The organism is Dysgonomonas sp., from assembly GCF_035323175.1.
Classification (GTDB): domain Bacteria; phylum Bacteroidota; class Bacteroidia; order Bacteroidales; family Dysgonomonadaceae; genus Dysgonomonas.
In genome coordinates this window covers 1-18,181 of sequence record NZ_DAOKYH010000032.1, presented here as the reverse complement: position 1 = coordinate 18,181, position 18,181 = coordinate 1, and the positions used below count along the sequence as shown (strand labels likewise).

At 32.2% G+C, this 18,181-nt stretch carries 15 protein-coding genes; 11 read left to right on the top strand and 4 right to left on the bottom strand.

Annotated elements, in window-relative coordinates; translation table 11 throughout:
- The 4 genes from PKC55_RS17710 to PKC55_RS17695 form a co-directional block, all read left to right on the top strand.
- Positions 1-752: DUF8464 domain-containing protein (locus PKC55_RS17710; RefSeq protein WP_324373626.1), on the top strand; the 752-nt coding region annotated here is incomplete at its 5' end.
- Positions 753-951: 199 nt separating this feature from the next.
- Positions 952-2,163 (top strand): MobV family relaxase, encoded by a 1,212-nt coding sequence (gene mobV / locus PKC55_RS17705; protein ID WP_324373625.1) that lies wholly within the window; start codon positions 952-954, stop codon positions 2,161-2,163.
- Between the two features lie 179 nt (positions 2,164-2,342).
- Complete coding sequence (locus PKC55_RS17700) at positions 2,343-3,389, top strand: hypothetical protein (RefSeq protein ID WP_303892673.1); 1,047 nt, start codon at positions 2,343-2,345, stop codon at positions 3,387-3,389.
- A gap of 513 nt (positions 3,390-3,902) precedes the next feature.
- A complete protein-coding gene (locus PKC55_RS17695; protein WP_324373624.1) occupies positions 3,903-4,172 on the top strand; it encodes a hypothetical protein in 270 nt (89 codons plus the stop codon).
- Between the two features lie 110 nt (positions 4,173-4,282).
- Here the strand turns inward: PKC55_RS17695 and PKC55_RS17690 are convergent, their stop codons facing one another.
- Positions 4,283-5,044 (bottom strand): response regulator transcription factor, encoded by a 762-nt coding sequence (locus PKC55_RS17690; RefSeq protein WP_283687537.1) that lies wholly within the window; start codon positions 5,042-5,044, stop codon positions 4,283-4,285.
- Between the two features lie 295 nt (positions 5,045-5,339).
- Between PKC55_RS17690 and PKC55_RS17685 the strand changes: the two genes are divergently transcribed.
- From PKC55_RS17685 to PKC55_RS17655, 7 genes are all read left to right on the top strand, one after another.
- Complete coding sequence (locus PKC55_RS17685) at positions 5,340-6,035, top strand: hypothetical protein (RefSeq protein ID WP_303892669.1); 696 nt, start codon at positions 5,340-5,342, stop codon at positions 6,033-6,035.
- Positions 5,933-6,697 (top strand): HesA/MoeB/ThiF family protein, encoded by a 765-nt coding sequence (locus tag PKC55_RS17680; protein ID WP_303892667.1) that lies wholly within the window; start codon positions 5,933-5,935, stop codon positions 6,695-6,697. Before PKC55_RS17685 ends, PKC55_RS17680 begins: the two co-directional genes overlap by 103 nt.
- 34 nt (positions 6,698-6,731) lie before the next feature.
- Positions 6,732-9,134 (top strand): outer membrane beta-barrel family protein, encoded by a 2,403-nt coding sequence (locus PKC55_RS17675; protein WP_324373623.1) that lies wholly within the window; start codon positions 6,732-6,734, stop codon positions 9,132-9,134.
- A gap of 356 nt (positions 9,135-9,490) precedes the next feature.
- A complete protein-coding gene (locus tag PKC55_RS17670) occupies positions 9,491-10,792 on the top strand; it encodes a radical SAM/SPASM domain-containing protein (RefSeq protein ID WP_303892663.1) in 1,302 nt (433 codons plus the stop codon).
- 4 nt (positions 10,793-10,796) lie between these two features.
- Complete coding sequence (locus tag PKC55_RS17665; protein ID WP_303892661.1) at positions 10,797-12,959, top strand: peptidase domain-containing ABC transporter; 2,163 nt, start codon at positions 10,797-10,799, stop codon at positions 12,957-12,959.
- Entirely contained in the window at positions 12,959-13,339 is a 381-nt protein-coding gene (locus PKC55_RS17660) for a hypothetical protein (protein WP_324373622.1), read from the top strand. Before PKC55_RS17665 ends, PKC55_RS17660 begins: the two co-directional genes overlap by 1 nt.
- A gap of 46 nt (positions 13,340-13,385) precedes the next feature.
- Positions 13,386-14,081, top strand: coding sequence for a glycosyltransferase family 32 protein (locus PKC55_RS17655; protein ID WP_303892657.1), 696 nt, complete (start codon positions 13,386-13,388; stop codon positions 14,079-14,081).
- A gap of 518 nt (positions 14,082-14,599) precedes the next feature.
- Here PKC55_RS17655 and PKC55_RS17650 read toward each other — a convergent pair.
- The 3 genes from PKC55_RS17650 to PKC55_RS17640 form a co-directional block, all read right to left on the bottom strand.
- Positions 14,600-15,364, bottom strand: a complete 765-nt coding sequence (locus PKC55_RS17650; RefSeq protein WP_303892655.1) for a DUF2971 domain-containing protein — start codon at positions 15,362-15,364, stop codon at positions 14,600-14,602.
- 69 nt (positions 15,365-15,433) lie between these two features.
- Entirely contained in the window at positions 15,434-16,564 is a 1,131-nt protein-coding gene (locus tag PKC55_RS17645; protein ID WP_303892653.1) for a PDDEXK nuclease domain-containing protein, read from the bottom strand.
- 44 nt (positions 16,565-16,608) lie between these two features.
- Positions 16,609-17,865 (bottom strand): site-specific integrase, encoded by a 1,257-nt coding sequence (locus tag PKC55_RS17640; RefSeq protein ID WP_303892651.1) that lies wholly within the window; start codon positions 17,863-17,865, stop codon positions 16,609-16,611.
- Positions 17,866-18,181: the final 316 nt, after the last annotated feature.

The following is an 18,181-nucleotide window of genomic DNA, read 5'->3' as shown; positions in this document are numbered from 1 at the left end:
TCAATAATTGTTCATTGAACGAAGCAATGCAAGAACTAAATCGATACAACAGTACGTCAGTAAATCTGTACAACAATACGACAGCACAAGAGCAATCACAGTCTTTTTCTTTTCACGGCAATAATTTAAATAAGAATACTCCGGCTATAACAATACAACAGGTGCTTCCGATCACACATCAAGCCCTGATCGATTATCTATCGGAAAGAAAGATCAGTCCTGATATCGCCAAGCAATATTGCTCTGAAATACATTATTCAGTAAACGGGAAACCTTTCTTTGCTATCGGTTTTCCAAATGATAATGAGGGTTGGATATTACGAAGCGAGCCATTTAAGGGCTGTACATCTATGGATGTAACAACATATAACGGAGCAAGTAATACAAACAGTCTAAAAGGATTGTGTTTAGTCTTTGAAGGTTTTACCGATTTCCTTTCCTATATGTCATTAAAGAATATACTTGCACCTCAAGAGGATGTAATAGTGCTTAATTCACTATCTAACCTTCCCAAAGCTATGGACAAACTAAAAAGCTACAAAGAAGTCCATACCTATCTCGATAATGATGATCCGGGGAAGAAAGCTACTCTGACCATCAAACAAACTCATCCGGCTGTAATCAATCAGTCAGCAAAGTACGCAGACTATAAAGACCTGAACGAGTATCTTGTTTCGACCAGACAGATACAGCAAAAAGAGAAGCCTAAAGTTGACGTTAAGCGGAAACCTTTTAAAGGCTTCAGGCCCTAAACTTTGGAGCGTTCCCAAGAGGCTTTTGAAAAAGCCATAGCTTATTAGGGCATTTTTTTAACGCTCCGATAAATCTACACTAAAAATGCCCCAATAAGCCAAAGGTTTTCCCCCTTTGGAATCTTCCTTAGCGGTCTTCCGACCGCAGTCGCCAGAGCGACTTTTAATGATATCAATAATAATATTAAGATTAACAGCTATGGGATTCGCCGTATTACATATACAAAAACCAAAAGGGAACGATGCCCGGACTACGGCTCATATTGAGCGGACGGTACAGCCGGCCAATGCCGATCCGGAACGTAAAGGCCTGAATGAGGAATTTATCAGATTCCCCGAAGTAGTAGAAAACAGGACACAAGCAATTCAATATAGGATTGAACATGCCGGAATTACACGCAAAATCAAGGAAAACCAAATACGAGCCTTGCAGGTTATGCTATCCGGTACTCCCGAAGATATGCAGCGCATACAGAATTCCGGCAAACTGAATGAATGGTGCCGGGATAATATTGAATGGCTACAGGATACGTTCGGAAAAGCTAATGTAGTATCCGCCGTACTGCATCTGGACGAGAAAACGCCGCATATCCATGCAACGGTAGTTCCGATAGTGCGGGGAGAAAGGCGGAAGGCTAAAGCGGAGAAGAATAACGGTAAAAAGAAATATCGGAAGAAACCGAAAGATATCATCCGCTTGTGTGCCGATGATATTATGACACGGGACAACCTGAAACTATACCAAGATACCTATGCCAAGAAAATGCAGAAATACGGATTGGAGCGTGGTATTAAAGGCTCGGATGCCCGGCATATATCCACTCCGCAATTTTACCGGGATTTATTTGTCAAAAACGAAGACCTGAAAGAGGAAATAGAAGTATTACAGGAGCGAAAAGAGGAGGTAAATGAAAAGATATGGGATATGTACGACCGTAAGGACGAAGCGCGGGAAAAATTTCTCAATATGGACAATTACGTCCGGAAGAAGGAGAAAGAACTTGCCGAAACAAAAGCCCGGTTCGAACAACTCCAAAAGGAATATGAACCGTATAAAGCGCAGGAGGATATAAATTTGTTGGTTAGCATATTCCCCAAGTTGAGCGAAAATCTACATATAGCGCAGTTATGCAGGGGTATCGGGTTAGCTGTCGATACGATTAAACAACTGTTTACAGGTGCAGAGGTGTTGTTCACTGGTAAACTCCATTCGTCCCAACACGACCGATATTTTGATGTACAGGATGCTAAGTTGCAACTCTACAAAGAGCATAATAAACCAGATAAACTTCATCTTTCTCTCAATGGACAGAATATTATAGACTGGTTTAAGCAACAGTTCAGCAAACTAAACCAGACCATTAGTAGACCTATAATCCAGCCGAGACAAGGTGGAGGAATTAAGATGTAATAATGGCTGGTTACCAAATATTTGCTTACTTTGGAGACGAAAGTGTATAGCACATTTATTCAAAATAAAAAATGCCTATTCTAAAGAATAATATTTTTGTCTATTAGCTTTTCTTTTTAAATTTGCAAAGAATGTTACTCGTATTATAAAGAATTAAACACGGATTATAAAGATTAGAAATGAGACTTTTATTCAATATAGTATTGTTTCTTGTGTACTCTGTAACAGGATTTGCACAACAAAGAGATTTCTCAGAATGGGATGCTACAGCATTTTGTTCATATACAAAACATCATCCATTTACGTATGTAAAAGCTGATAATAATTGGGAGATTTTGCAGACATTGCGAACTCCACATACGAGGGCATATTTAGATTCTCTTGGTATACACAACACTGATTCCCAAATGATGTTATTGCGTATCGAAGGGCTTATATCTCAAGATGAAAATAAAAATTGGATTTCTCTTATGCCAATATTAGACAGTTTACAAACAGTAAAAGCTCGTACATATTCATTACAGGTTGCTCAGACTTTATATCCTCAAATAAAGAACGATATTTTCTCTTTAATTAATGTGTTAAAACAAGAAGGTTTACAAGAGAGTATTTATACTATCTTATTTTCATATATCTTAGATGGGGAAATATGGAAGTCCTTTAATTCTTACGAAGACTTGAAATCCGCTGCTACATGGGATGGTGAATGTTGGGCGCTTTATTATCCAAGGAAATTTAGTAGCGGAACGAATGGTTATGATAATTTTAATTTGTGCTGGTCTAAACATCAACCCGAGTTTGTTTGGAAAGAATTGAGCCTGAAAACTTTTATAGAACCATTTTTGGCTGATTATAAAGAAAATGGGAAAATTATATCATCTGATATATATGCAAAAGCCCTTGCTTTGGGTATGATAAATAAAAATGGTTATCTCTGTATCCCCATTATTAATAGCCAAAATAAAGATAGCCAACTAAATCAAATTTCAGATGAGATAATCAAAGTAATAACTCAATATTTTGCAAGTTCAAGAATCGTTTCTGATTTTCAAGAAGAATTTAGAATTAACCAAGACAATAAGAAATTAGCTTGCACCATGTTATACCATGAAGTAATGTGGGACTTAATGGATTTATTGATAAATGATAATATTGTTAATATCCCTATTTTATGGAAAGATAAGAATCTGAAATCAATGTATTCAGTTGTTTTTATAAAGAATTAAAAATTATTTTATTAAAGGCAACTATTAAGGAGCGACTCTATATGCCATATAACTAATTCTATATTAGGATCTAAAGGTTTCATGTAATTCTTTATTCAATTTCAATACAAAAGTACATTCCGGCAATAGAACACCAACACCAAGCCGCAAGCGGTTTTTAGAAATTTACTCTTTCGCCTGCGAAAGGAAGAAATTTCTAAAAAGTGTTGTCTTATCTACCGCCTGCATGAATGAGATGTATATCAATTGAAAAAGAGAAAATATTTGTTGTGGGTTTGGAAGAAATATCGTAATTCCGCAGTGAGTTATTTGATAGTATTGCACCGCAAAACGCTGAAATAAGAACGGTTGCCAAATCGTTACCCCAGCACTTTCAAAATCCGGCTAACACTCTGTTAATACAGGGATTATAATCATCCCAATGTTTTTCAGGTAAAACAAGAACTAAAGAAAATTCATGATCTGTTTCCTAAGCTCAAAGAATTACTCTGGATTGAAAAGTTGTTGCAGGCAATGCGATTTACTGAAAGCCTGATTAAAGAGATATTGGATATAAAGGCTGTCGTATTCAAAGGAGACGTATATTCTCCGGAATACAAACGGTATTTTAAGACGGAAAGGTCTGTTGCGGAAATCAAGCAACATCCCGAGAAGCCGGATAAATACGAACTGACTATTGACGGGGTGGATGATACAAATTGGTGCAGGAGAAAATACAAGGAATCACTGGATGCTCTTGGTATGAAACCGAATGAAACTAAAAGACAAAGACAGATGAGATAAACAAAAACTTACTACAGTTTTAATAAATAATTACCTTTGAATAACCCATATAATTAGAAGAATAGACCGATATAATAGAATCTTATAAATCTCTCGTATAAAGAATGAGCTTATATTATATAATTATTATGAGCAAATACGATAGCTTCTGTAATATTTTTTACATTAAGTTTTTGATAAATATTTTTCTTATGAAATTTAATTGTATTTATATTAAGATAAATTGTTTCAGCTATTTGTTTATTTGATAAACCTTGTGCAGAAAGCTTAAGTATAACATTTTCTATCTTTGATAGGGAAACAACTTCGGTCGATCTCCATCTTTTTCCTTCAAAGGAATATCTCAGTCTATGTAGAACCCCAGATTTATTAATATATACGTTTCCAGATTTTTTTTCTGTAGATAGCATTACAGAACATAGAGCTAGCCATATATTACCTTTTGGTGTTAGCAATATAGGTGTTAATTTATGATTAATCATTGTTGTTGATTTGTTCTTTTGAAGTAATCTAAAGTCATATGAAATTGTAAATTTAAGTCTGTCTTCTATTGGTTGTTGATAAAAGAAAGCAAATCCTTTTTTATTTATTTCAAGTAACATATCTATATCTTCTTGGGGTAAGTTTTTTTCATAAAATGAATATCCCATTTTTAACACATCTTCTCTTAAATAACCATTTAAAAATAAAGGATTTTGAGAAACGTATAAGAATCCTCTACTTAAATAGTTAATAACATATAGGCTTTCCCCTGATACTCTACTCATTGCATCTAGGGTATCAATGAGTAGTTGTGATATTTTATAATCAATAGTACCATTGCATTCTTCATCAGTAACCCCTTCAAAAAAATCGTCTAAATTGAATAACATAAATTCTTCATTTTAAATAGATATGTAAAGATGGATTATAGTATTTTTAGTAAAAAAAGAAAAACTACCCAAAAGGGTAAAGGTAGTTATTATTTAATAAAATATTTTTGTATACATAAATAAAACAGAACTCATATTCAATAAATGCTCGTTTTTTAGCGATTCTCAAATGTTTTCTGTGTGTTTAAAATTTGATTTTCATATTATTACGGCTGTATTTGTGATTGGTCGCTAATCATCTACTTCAAACTTTATTCTGTAAGTTTCTAATAAATAACAATTTAAAGTTTTTATCATGGAGCGCTTAATACGTCAATTTGAGAATTTTTCTTTATGGAGGTTTTCCAATGCAAGTTTAAAGGAGGCTTCAAATTTTATAATTGAAACAAATTATAAATCTCATTTGGGGTATTATCCTACAACTATAAAAAGGGAAATTGAAGAGTTATATGAGAGAGAAAAATGCTGGCTTCAAGATTCATTTTTTTATGGAATAAGAAATAATCAAGGAAATATAATAGGAACTATTAGAACTTTAAGATGGACTAAAAAATATGTTTTACCAATACAAGCTGTATTTGATATTAATATTGACAATATTCAAGAGAAAGAAACTAAAATGCCGAATATCTGGCATATTGGTTGTTTAGCTATTGACTCTTTTTCTTTAGGGAAGGCTAGTTCTGTTATTTTAAAAATATTATTGGTACAAGCGTTATTTCATATCTGTTCTAATGAATCAATAATGTTTGCAGAGTGTGATCGTAAATTATATGAGAAAATAAGATTGCTAGGTATATATATGCTTCAAGCAGGAGAGTCTAAAAATCATATTGGTTCTGAAACAATTCCTGTCTATAATATATCAAGAAATTTAAAACCTTTTCTATGGAAACAACAAAGGTATCTTTATATAGCAGAAACAGAATCTATATTTCAGATGAGGAACAAGAAAGAATACGAAACTACCGAATTCTTGTTGGAGGAGTAGGTTTGGGGAGTGGAATAGTAGAATGTGCATTAAGGCTTGGTTTTGAGAATATATGTGTCATTGATGGAGATTGTGTAGAGGAGTCTAACTTAAATAGACAGAATTATTTAATGTCTGACATAGATGAGTTGAAAACTAAGTCAATATATAACAGATTAAAAGCGATAAATCAAAATGCTAATATAACATATCATTCAATATTTCTGACAGAGGAAAATCTTGAAGATTATGTATCATTAGATGCATATGATATTGCGATTAATGCTCTTGATTTTACATCGAATGTTCCTTTTCTTTTTGACGATGTATGCCTAAATCACAATATTCCAATATTACATCCTTATAATTTAGGGTGGGCAGGTTGTGTATTTATCATAAATAGAGAAAGCTTGAAGTTAAATACATTTTATGATACATGTGAAGGATTTGAGGCATATTTTGTCTCCTATGTAATAACACATTTGAAACACTTGAATAATCGAAAAAAATGGTTGGAAGAAGTGCTTGAGGCTTATTCACTAGAAAATAGAGAATTATCTCCCCCACAATTGGCTGTTGCCTCTTGGATTGTGGCAGGGATGTGTACCAATATCCTATTTAATATAGCAACAGGGAAAAATATTAAATTGTTTCCTGAATTTTATTTTGCATCAATTATGTAATTGAGATCCTTAATTTAATAATAAAAACAAGTCTGTGAAAAATAACGTATTTATAATGAGAGTATTATTTCTTATCTTGCTTCTACTCATTGTTCCTTTGTTACATAGTCAACAAATCAAGAATTTTTGTTTAGAAGGTGTATTGTTTGATACATCAAAAAGAGCAGTAGATTACGCAACAGTTACAATTCTTTCTGAGGTTGATTCTTTGTACGTTAAAGGAAATATTAGCAACGAAAAAGGTCAATTTAGAATTGAAAATATTCCATCCGGAAGATACATACTATCTGTTACCCATTTATTGTATAAACGCAAATACGTTAATATCGAAGTACAAGAAAATACAATACTTGATTCCATTCCATTGGAGGAAAATGTGGTTGGATTAGATGCTGTTACAGTTACTGCTAATGTTATTCAACAAAAAATTGATAGATACGTAGTATTCTTACAAGGAAACCCGATAACAAAAGGAAATAATACAAAAGAGGTACTTACATTGTTACCTGGTGTTACCAATGAAGAAAATTCCTTAAAAATTAATGGCCGAGATGTTTCCGAAATTTATGTTGATGGACGAAAACTAAGGGATAGAAATGAGTTAGATGCAATTCAGGCTGAAAATATTGATAAAGTCGAAATTGTACATATGAGTGGTAGTGAAGAGAGTGCTTCGAGTATGGGAGGGATCATTAATATCAAATTGAAGAAGATGTCTAATGGAGGATATTATGGATCTGTTTCGAGCGATTTTTCTGTACATTTCAAAGGGGGACATTATTCAGATAATATAAATGCATCATTGAATTACAGGAATAAAAATCTGAGTATATATAATTACACATATTTTGGACATTTAAAAAATATTAGTCAATATAATATTTACTCCCATTACAAAGAGATAAATAAGTATATTGATATGCAGACCGATGGTAAAGGTTGGACAAATTCTTTCTCTGATAGATTGAGTTTAACCTATGATATTACTAACAGACATAGCATAGGTGGTAATTTTAGATTGGGAATAACTAACGGAGATCCTATCAATAGATCAGAGTCTACGGTTAAAAACAATGTTGGTGAAAGGATAGACAGATCTGAATCGATAATAGAAGAAAAGTTAAGAACTAGGCAATATCAGGCGGCCTTAAATTATGATTGGATATTAGATGATAAAGGTTCAAAAATAAAATTTATTATTGACTATTTAAGATACAATAATAAAAGGATACGAGGTAACAGCTATTTATACAATCTGGATAAAGATAATGGGTATGAAGAGAATACTAGTGATCGATTAGATGATAGAACTGATATGCTAGAAATAGATACTAGGTTGGAGCAAAGAATAAGTGATAAATCGCAACTAGATATTGGTCTTAATTATAGTTTGAATAATTCAAAACAGTTTTTAGACTATAAAAAATGGGAAAATAACATTTGGGTGTCTGATCTTGATCTTAGTGATAATTATAAGCTGAAAGGACAGAATTATGCAGGTTTTGCTTCTTTTTCATCGATGATTACAAAAAAATTTACTTACAAAGTGGGTATTAGAATACAGGAAAACAAAATTGAATACAATTCTGTAAAAATAAGCAAACAGAATTCTAAAAATTATTGGGGCATATATCCTACGCTTAACTTAATGTATAATATTAATGAACAAAAAGGGAACTCAATAAGCCTTTTCTATCAAAAAGCTATGGATCCAATTCCATATAGCGCGATCACACCTGTGGTAATCTATAATAATGAATATTTATATACTAAAGGTAATCTAGATATAAAACCTGTAAATTATCACCTTATTATGTTAGGAGGAGCGATTAATGGTCAATGGAATATTAATTATCTATTCGGATTTAGTAAAGATGTTTTGTTCTTTAAGACCTTCCAAGACGAAAAGGACCCATTAGTAACCTATACTATGCCTGTTAATGATGGTAAGAATTATATGCAAGCCTTGTCTCTGGATAGAACCTTTAAAATAGCAAAATGGTGGAGTTTAAAAGCTATTGGACGAATACAATGGCTAAAATATGAAGGAGTAGATATAAATTCATCAAGTTGGAAACCTTATTTAGCGATTAATAATAATATGGACTTTGACAATGGCTGGGGTGGGAATCTCTCTTACTATTTAGAACCGACTTATAAAACACAGGATAGAATATATAAAACAGTACATGGTATAAATGGGAAAATATATAAATATTTATTGGATAATAAATTATTGTTGAATTTAAACTTTACACTGTATCGACATAATAGAAGAAGGATTACAAATACTCTTGATATATGGTCAAAAAGGCACTATACAACAAATGAAACCGGATTTATGATTAAAGTCATTTATAACTTTAATGGAGGCAGAAAAGTAACAACTAAGCAAAGCAAGAGTATACAAGATTATTATGAGTATAAAGATAATTAAATAGATGTACATCAATCAAGGGAGTAACTCGAAAATCCTATAAAGAGTAGAGATAATATTATTTTTTTAATCATGGAAGAGAAAAAAGTATTAAAAGTTAATGAGGATATAACTCCTCTAACTTCAGATGAAGAAAACTCGTTTAAAGGTGGATATGGAGTTGTGGAAACGGATCTGATCAAACCTAGATGGGGTAGTAACAATGACAATTGTAGCAATAGTAGCCTTAGCAATAATGACAATTGCAAATGCGATAATTGTGGAAGTGCTAAGAGTAATATGTCTTACTATTAACAGTGAAGTGAAATACCCTCAAATGAGGGTATTTCATTTATTGAAAAAATAAAGTTAATATCATGAAATGGAGTAAATATAATTCAACTATAAAAGCAGGAGATGAAAAATATATATTATATAATTGTAGAACTGACAAAATTTTAATTCTTACAAAAGAACTTCATACAATTATTTCTCAAAATAATTTAGATAGGATTAAATTACTTCATCCTGATTTCTATACCTGCCTTATAACTAATTCTTTTATAATAGATAATTCTAAAGATGAAGTTGAAATAACAATACAAGATAAGGAGAAACAATTAGATTCTGATGTGTATTTTAGATTAACGATAAATCCAACTCTTGATTGTAATTTACGTTGTTGGTATTGTTATGAAACACATCAAAAAAACAGTCATGTTGATGATAAGACAATGAATTCAATAAAGAAATTGTTAGAGAATAAAATTAAAACTTTACAATTAAAGACTTTGGCTATTTCTTTTTTTGGAGGGGAGCCATTGTTAAAATTCAACAAAACGGTAAAACCTTTGATTAACTTTGCTCAAGAATTATGTAATGGCTCTGAAACCAAATTGAATATTGGATTCACAACAAATGCAGTTTTACTTACATCTAATATTGTAGATTATTTGTCTTCATTAGACGTCATAGGATATATTCAAGTTCCATTTGATGGAAATAAGAGTTTGCATGATGCGATAAAAAAAATGTCTAATGGTAAAGGGACTTACGATATCACTCTGAAAAACATTAAATATGCAATAAAAAAAGGTTTGCATGTTAATATACGATGTAATTACAATATTGATAACCTTAACTGTTTTATAGATCTTATAGATGAATTTAAAGATTTGGATAAGAAATATTATGATTCATTTCATTTTAGTTTTCAACCTGTTTGGCAAACGCATGATGGGGGGCTAAAAACCTCACCAATATTAAAAAAGATAAGATTCACTTTAGATACATTTGGAATGAAACATGATGGAAACAGCGAGAATGGAGGCTTGGGAACATCTTGTTATGCAGATAGAGGGGATAGTATAGTCGTAAATTATAATGGAGATGTATATAAGTGTACATCTCAAGATTTTATTCAAGCTAAGCGAGAAGGGATACTAAACGAAGATGGAACAATAACATATAATAAATATTATCAAGGTAGAATGAATTCTAGGTTTTCTAATCCAATATGTAAAGATTGCTCTATTTTGCCAATTTGTAGTGTATGCTCTCAAAAAAAAATTAATCAGTCTCTGTATATATGCCCTGGTAACATAGGTGAAGATGATAAATTAGATATAATTCAAAGTAGGATTCAGATAATAAGTAATAATAGGATTACATTAACTTAAGGGTATGAATTTTTCACGACAATTGGATAGTATAGACTGCGGTCCCGCTTGTATTCGTATGATAGCAGCATATTATGGTAAAAAATATTCATTAAACTATCTTCGGAATTTATCTTTTCTATCGTCAGAGGGAGTCTCAATTGCCGGAATACGAGATGGTCTAGAAGCAATAGGTATGACCGTAAATAGTTTCAAACTGCCCCTAGAAAGATTGTGTGAGTTCAAGCTTCCTGTAATTTTGCATTGGCATCAGAACCACTTTGTCGTTCTTTATAAAATAACTAAAAATAAATATTATTGGATTGCAGATCCTGCTTATTCCAAATACAAGTTATCTGAAGAGGAGTTTTGTAAAGAATGGAGTCATGGGGGGCAAGGAGTGATTTTAATTCCCACTCCTACTGATTTATTCTATCAAATGATACCTCCTCCAGAGAATGATTCTATAAAGAAATTTTTATTAAAATATCTACTTCCTTTCAAAAATGAGATGTTTCAGCTAAGCTTGGGGTTATTAGCCGGAGTTATTGTTTCACTAATAATGCCTTTTTTGACTCAAGCAATGGTTGATAAAGGAATTGGGGAACTTGATATAGGTATCATATTAATTATAGCGATATCTCAGCTATGTTTGTTTCTGGGAAGTTATGCTATTATCCTTTTGAGAAATTGGATTGTCCTTTATTTGGGTACTAGGATTAATATTGATATAGTCTCTGATTTCCTAGAAAAAATAATGCGCCTACCTATGAAATTCTTCGATACTAAGTCTACGGGAGATTTTCATCAAAGGATTGCGGATCATTCTAGATTACAATCTTTCGCAACCTCAGATACTCTTCTGACTGTTTTCTCCCTATTATCTTTCTCTGTTTTTTTTGTCATTATTGGTCTCTATAGTCTAAAAGTTTTAATAGTTTATACATGCTTTACAGTTATTAGTATACTGTGGATGCTTTATTTTTTGAAGAAAAGAAAGGTTGTTGATTACAAACTATTTAAAGTAAGAACTGAAAATCAGAATTCCATATTAGAGATTATAAATGGAATGCCTGAAATTAAACTTAATAATTTTCAGGATTATAAAGCAAAAGAATGGAAAGATATACAAGAGAAACAATATAAAGCTGATATTGATTCTTTAAAGGTAAATCAAGTACAATCGGCAGGGTATTCATTGATAAATCAGGTTCGAAATATTACAGTAACTTTTCTTGTTGCTGTTTCTGTTGTGCAGGGACATATTACTTTAGGTATGATGATGAGTATCACATATATTATTGGTCAAATGAACTCTCCGCTGGAACAATTAATCGGATTTGTAAGAAATTTTCAAGATTCAAAAATTAGTTTGGAAAGAGCCGGAGAGATCCATATTTTAGAAAATGAGGACAATAAGGTCGAATATCAAAAAATACCAGATTCTGTTTCCAACATAAAATTGGAGGACGTCTATTTTCGGTATGGTCCATTTTCGGATAAAATGGTTTTAAATAATATAAATTTATTAATTCCTAAAGGAAAAGTTACCGCTATTGTAGGAGAAAGTGGTAGTGGAAAAACGACCTTGCTTAAATTACTACTTAAATATTATCAACAGACAGATGGAGAAATACTTATAGATAATTATGACATAAATAATTTCTCATCTGATGAATGGAGGAAAAGATGTGGTATAGTTATGCAGGAAAGCTATATTTTTTCTGAAACTATTTTGAGAAATATTGTTTTAGGTGCTGATCCTATTGATGAAAATAGATTAAAGGAAGCTATTAAAATTTCTAATTTACAGGAATTTATAGAAAATAAGCCCTTGAAATTACATACAAAAATAGGCAAATCAGGTCTAGGCATCAGTGGTGGGGAAAAGCAACGTATTATGATAGCAAGAGCTGTTTACAAAAAACCTCAGTATTTATTTCTGGACGAAGCGACAAGTTCTCTAGATGCTGATAATGAAAGTATAATTGTCCAAAATTTAGAACATTTCTTTAAGGGAAGGACTGTTGTTATTATAGCACATAGATTAAGTACTGTTAAGAATGCAGATCAAATTGTAGTCTTAAAAAATGGTATTATAACTGAGGTAGGTAACCACGAGCAATTAATTCGAAAAAAAGAAGTTTATTATAAATTAGTTTTTAATCAATTAGAATTGGCTAAATAATGAGTAATACAAATCAAAAAAAAAATTTCTTGATACGTTATGGAATATCTATTATTTTGGTTTTTCTAATTTTAATAGCAATTGTCATTTCAAAAAAAATTCCAGTAAGTCAAAATGTAAATATTGAAGTTATAAAGACAAATATGGCTTCATATTTAGGAATTATGCAAATACCAATAAGTCCAAAACAAATAAATCACCAAGATTCAATTATATTAAATATAGAAAATAAGTCAATAACGTTTCGAGTAGATTCTATTGATGAATCCTTTAAAATATTGTATCTATACAATAATAATGAAGAAAAGCTTCCTGACGTATTTAATGCAAAACTTAAAGGTGAAGATAAAAAACTTTGGGATATTATTTTTATTTATTAGCTAAGTAAAAATGCAGTTCAATCTTATTAACTTAAATTAAAATATCATGAAAGTACCTCAAATTATTCATCAAATTTGGTCAGGAATTAGTGATCCTTTGCCAGAAAATTTTAAACGATTAGGAGATACATGGAAACGTGATTACCCAGATTGGAAATACGAATTCTGGGATAATAAACGCATGAATGATTTTGTAAAGAAATATTATCCTCAATATTGGTACGTATATAATAAATATCAATATGATATACAACGATGGGATGCTATACGTTACCTTATTCTAAATAAAATTGGAGGGATGTATGTAGATTTTGATTATGAGTCTATAAAACCGATGAACACTCTCCTTAAAGACAAAACGTGTTGTTTCTCTTTAGAAAAAGATTTTATATCTAACCATTTTCGTATTTTCAATAATGCATTAATGCTTAGCACTCCAGGGCATCCGTTTATGGAAAGAATAGTAAAATATGTATTTTCTAGAACTCTTTTAACTGACGCTAAATATGCTTCTAAAAGCATGGCTGTATTTAATACTACTGGTCCATACGCCTTAATTCGTCTCTATGATACATTGACAGATCAAGAAAAGGAAGATGTCTATCTCATACCGGCGGTCTATGTATCCCCTTTTACAGGTAATGAGGCAGAAGAATTTAGATATGGTGTTAGAAATCAAGAATTCGAGGAGTGTGTAAAAGAAGCTTATGCTATTCATTATTTTTTTAGTAATTGGGCCTAAAACTAAAATGAAACAAATCCTAGCCTTTTCTGATATAATAAATAAAGAGGGGGAAGGTAAAAGTCCAAATTCTGTCAAGAGTCCCTCGCTACAATGCGCTGTAGTGAGGGCATTTTTTTATTCGGTTAAATGCAAAGACTTCTAAAAGAATAGCCAAGAAAATCTTTTGGGAATAATTTGGGAGCAAATTTTCAAGACAAAAACTATAATTGACTGATTGTCAATGATAATTTTATATTAAGAGCACCCTGATCCACAAATAAAATATATTCTGCTACAATACAAGACAAAGATAATATTGATTTACTTGAATGCTTAATTGAACGCGTTAAACGAGAATTATAGTATGAAATATATAAATATTATTAACAATATATGGAGTACTATGTCTTGATTCAATATGATTGTTATCCATTCCTAACAAATACAGTACTATAATAAATATTCATAAAGAACTAAACAATGAGTTGTATTGACGCTATGATGGAAGAGAATCATCTTAGAAAAGAGCTGGTTATCTAAACCACTTCACTAAAATCTAATTTGAAAGCGTCAGGATTGACTTTCATCTGATAAATATGGATATTGGGATTCAATTTCCTACTCATTTTTATAATTTCCGCTTCATCTTCTTTGCTGATATTCACTCCCAAATAAATGGCAGAAAAACATTCTCCATCGATTTGAGGATATGCACGAACTTCTTTCCAGTCTGTTATCTCATCTTTTTTCGGGTCACGAGTCAAAGCCATAATCCAAGGCACTGGTTCAAAAATAAGCATTCGAGCCTCTTCTTCGTGTGCCCATTCCTTTGCTTTAGTTAACATTTGATAGTAGAAAAAATTCTCCTTATCGGCAAAGTAATTGGGTTTCTCTATAATGTCTCGATATACTACTTCATGGCAATTGTTGTCGACCGATGCCCCGAGCATATAGTGGATATCCTTTTTTACTTTTTCTATGTCCAATCCGATGCAAACGCCCCTGTGATTGTTATAGTAGCTCCACATCAGAATTGACTGGAAATTTTTTGAGAGGCAACATAACCACACTCTGTCTCTATCTCGTTCAAAACGATGGGATTCCAAATCAATCGCAATATCTTTAGGCCATCCCTTGCACTGGTGAGGTGTTATTTGGGAAAAGTCTATCAACCCCGGATGGCAATCGAAAGGGTCATTGAGTTTTGTCGCATTGGTGAATTGAATATTGCTGTTATACAACATTGCTTTTGCTCCATTTACATCAAGGTATTTATACAAAACTGGATATGTCTTCTCCATATTAACGGTTTATACTATTTCTTCTGTATTTTCTTCCTAACGTAATTATTGGGTACATGGAATACCAACTTATTTATTCAACTCTTCTTTGATAAAATTTTCCAAGACTTTCTTGTCTGGTAACTGAACTAAATATTTAGAAACAAATAGTTGGTTATCTATGCCAGACGTAGCATATTTTGCCAAAGCTTCACCTTTGCTACCACAAAGAATAATTCCGATAGGCGGATTATCTCCATCCGACATTTCAGTGTCTTTGTAATAATTGAGATAGACATTCATCTGTCCAGCATCGGTATGATCGAATTTTCCGATTTTCAAATCAATCAAAATATGGCTCTTCAAAATACGATGGTAGAAAACCAGGTCAATACGATAATGAGTATTGTCAAATGTAATCCGTTTTTGGCGAGCTTCAAAGCAAAAGCCAGTGCCAAGTTCTATCAAAAATTTCTGCAAATGATCTAAAATAGCTTGTTCTAATTCCGATTCACTATATTCTGACCGTTCTTCCAACCCGAGAAATTCCAAAAAGTAAGGGTCACGGATAACATCTATGCTTTGAACTGGTTTCTGATTCTTGAATTTTCTGATGATAGCTTCTTTATTCTTAGACAAACCAGTTCGGACATATAAAGCCGTATTGATAGCACGTTCAAGTTCTCGAACACTCCAGTTATTCTTTATCGTTTCTACTTCGTAGAATAGGCGTTCGAGTGGGTCATCAAATTTTATCAATTCTATAAAATGGGTGAAACTTAATTGAGACAAAAGGGTTTCAGATAAAATAGGATACTCTTCTTGCAATTCGGGGGTTGCTGACCTCCGAATTGAGAGAGGCAAACGTTTTTGTAATTCGCCAGTCGGTGACTGGCTTTTCCCATCTTTCAAAAAGCTAATCACTGATTGGCTTATTTGAGGATACAATAAATAGAAGGTTCTATGATTCTTTAATGCGCTAACAGAAAAACCCTTCAAGCCTTTTGCGCTCAATTTTGAAGCCAGTTCTCCAATCAAATTCGTACCATACTTCGCCCGATCTTCTCCGTTTTGTTCAAACTCAACAATGTAACAACCAACGAGCCAATTTCGAATAGTTAAATTGATATTTACTACTTTTTTTGCATTCAGTTGGAGTTGACAATGGGTTTGATAAACATTATCAATTAGTTGGTTGAAGTTCTGTTGTTCTATTGCCATGACGAAAATGTATTTATGCAAAAATAGTGAATCTATTCTCCTTTTTATCGTTTTTGTAAGTTATTTCTCAATGCTTTCAATCTATCAGCAGCTTGAAAATTATCGACTTTAATGTACCGCATAAATGCAGCAGGACTTTTGTGCCCAGATATCTTCATTAGTTCCTCGGCAGGGAACCCTGATAGATACATATTTGTACAAAAAGAGCGTCTACAGGTATGTGACGAAATCATTTCCCATTTCTTATTTACTTCTGCAATCCTATTGTTCCCTTTTTTTCTCACAACTTCCACTTTGTGGGTAAGCTTTATTTTCTGTCCTAATTCTTTGACTCGTTCGTTGAACTTATAACTATGTACTTTCGGTAGATTATAATGATATTTTCTCAGAATATCAGGTACATAGTCAATCATGGGGATAACGACTGCTTTGTGTACTTTCCGTTGTTTTATGTTGATATTTCCATTAATATGGTCAATATGCTCCGAATTGAGAGTAGATAAATCACTGTAACGAAGTCCTGTATAACAGCCCACAATGAAAATATCTCTGATTTCTTCCAGCTCATTATCCTCAGATAAATCAAGCCTATAAATAGCCTCTAATTCTTTCTCGTTGAGATAAATTGCATCAGTTTCTTCTTCTACAACCTTGAATGATTTTAAGTCAATATTGGGAATCACTCCCTTTGTGATTTGATAGTTGACAAATCCTTTTAGCAATCGTATAACTTTTCCGGCTGAATTGGTAACTAAACCAACTGTCCCATCTGGCTTAACGGCTTTGTAGAAAAGATAATCCATAAATTCATTGTAGAATTTTAGATTCAAATTTCTAAACGTAACAGGCTGAGAAGAATATTCTTTGAAATTAGTGAGGTGCTTACGTAATGTTTTATAGTCTTTTACTTGGTCTTTAGATACATGAGGAGCTTTCTCTTCAATATACAGTTCCAATGTTTTGAACATATCTACTCTATTCGAACGTTGCTCATACTCTCTATTCTTCTCCAATTCGAGTAGAATATAATCCACAGTCGGGTCAATTGCATTATCTATTGCATAACTCAGTATTTCGCCAAGTTTGGATGTTATTTTGGTGAGTACAAGGTCAATCTCTTCATATTGTGGACAAGCTCGCTTTATCCATTTTTTCTTATTATCCCAATGGTCAGGCTTTATGTCGTAACCTGTTGCGATAAGAGTTCTTCGAGAACGAGAATAGTTATAGCATACATACAAAGGAGTAGTCCCATCTTGAGAAATACGTTTCGCTAGTATATAAGGAACATAATTTGCCATACTTTTTATATTTAAAAGTGTCGTGCATATGTCGTGCAAATCTACAAAAACTATTGAATAATGCAAACAAAATAGAGAATTATAAAAATATAATATATTGATATATAGTAACTATTGTAAAACAAAGAAAACTATCATTAATAAATAAGAGTCCCGTCCATACCGCTAGTAAGATTTATAAATTGACGAAGAGTCCTGAAATTCATTAGAATTTAGGACTTTTTTGTTTTGACACCCTAGCAGAAAATTCCATTAAAAAGTAGTCAAAAAAGGCTTAGCCGTGGGACTTGAAAATCGAAAGAAAACATCCCACGTC

Excerpts from the sequence above, each read along its gene's own strand:
- mobV (WP_324373625.1), top strand. The coding sequence starts at position 952 with ATGGGATTCGCCGTATTACATATACAAAAACCAAAAGGGAACGATGCC.
- PKC55_RS17650 (WP_303892655.1), bottom strand. The coding sequence starts at position 15,364 with ATGGAGAAGACATATCCAGTTTTGTATAAATACCTTGATGTAAATGGA.
- PKC55_RS17690 (WP_283687537.1), bottom strand. The coding sequence starts at position 5,044 with ATGTTATTCAATTTAGACGATTTTTTTGAAGGGGTTACTGATGAAGAA.
- PKC55_RS17670 (WP_303892663.1), top strand. The coding sequence starts at position 9,491 with ATGAAATGGAGTAAATATAATTCAACTATAAAAGCAGGAGATGAAAAA.
- PKC55_RS17665 (WP_303892661.1), top strand. The coding sequence starts at position 10,797 with ATGAATTTTTCACGACAATTGGATAGTATAGACTGCGGTCCCGCTTGT.
- PKC55_RS17680 (WP_303892667.1), top strand. The coding sequence starts at position 5,933 with ATGGAAACAACAAAGGTATCTTTATATAGCAGAAACAGAATCTATATT.
- PKC55_RS17640 (WP_303892651.1), bottom strand. The coding sequence starts at position 17,865 with ATGGCAAATTATGTTCCTTATATACTAGCGAAACGTATTTCTCAAGAT.
- PKC55_RS17685 (WP_303892669.1), top strand. The coding sequence starts at position 5,340 with ATGGAGCGCTTAATACGTCAATTTGAGAATTTTTCTTTATGGAGGTTT.
- PKC55_RS17700 (WP_303892673.1), top strand. The coding sequence starts at position 2,343 with ATGAGACTTTTATTCAATATAGTATTGTTTCTTGTGTACTCTGTAACA.
- PKC55_RS17660 (WP_324373622.1), top strand. The coding sequence starts at position 12,959 with ATGAGTAATACAAATCAAAAAAAAAATTTCTTGATACGTTATGGAATA.
- PKC55_RS17655 (WP_303892657.1), top strand. The coding sequence starts at position 13,386 with ATGAAAGTACCTCAAATTATTCATCAAATTTGGTCAGGAATTAGTGAT.
- PKC55_RS17695 (WP_324373624.1), top strand. The coding sequence starts at position 3,903 with ATGCGATTTACTGAAAGCCTGATTAAAGAGATATTGGATATAAAGGCT.
- PKC55_RS17645 (WP_303892653.1), bottom strand. The coding sequence starts at position 16,564 with ATGGCAATAGAACAACAGAACTTCAACCAACTAATTGATAATGTTTAT.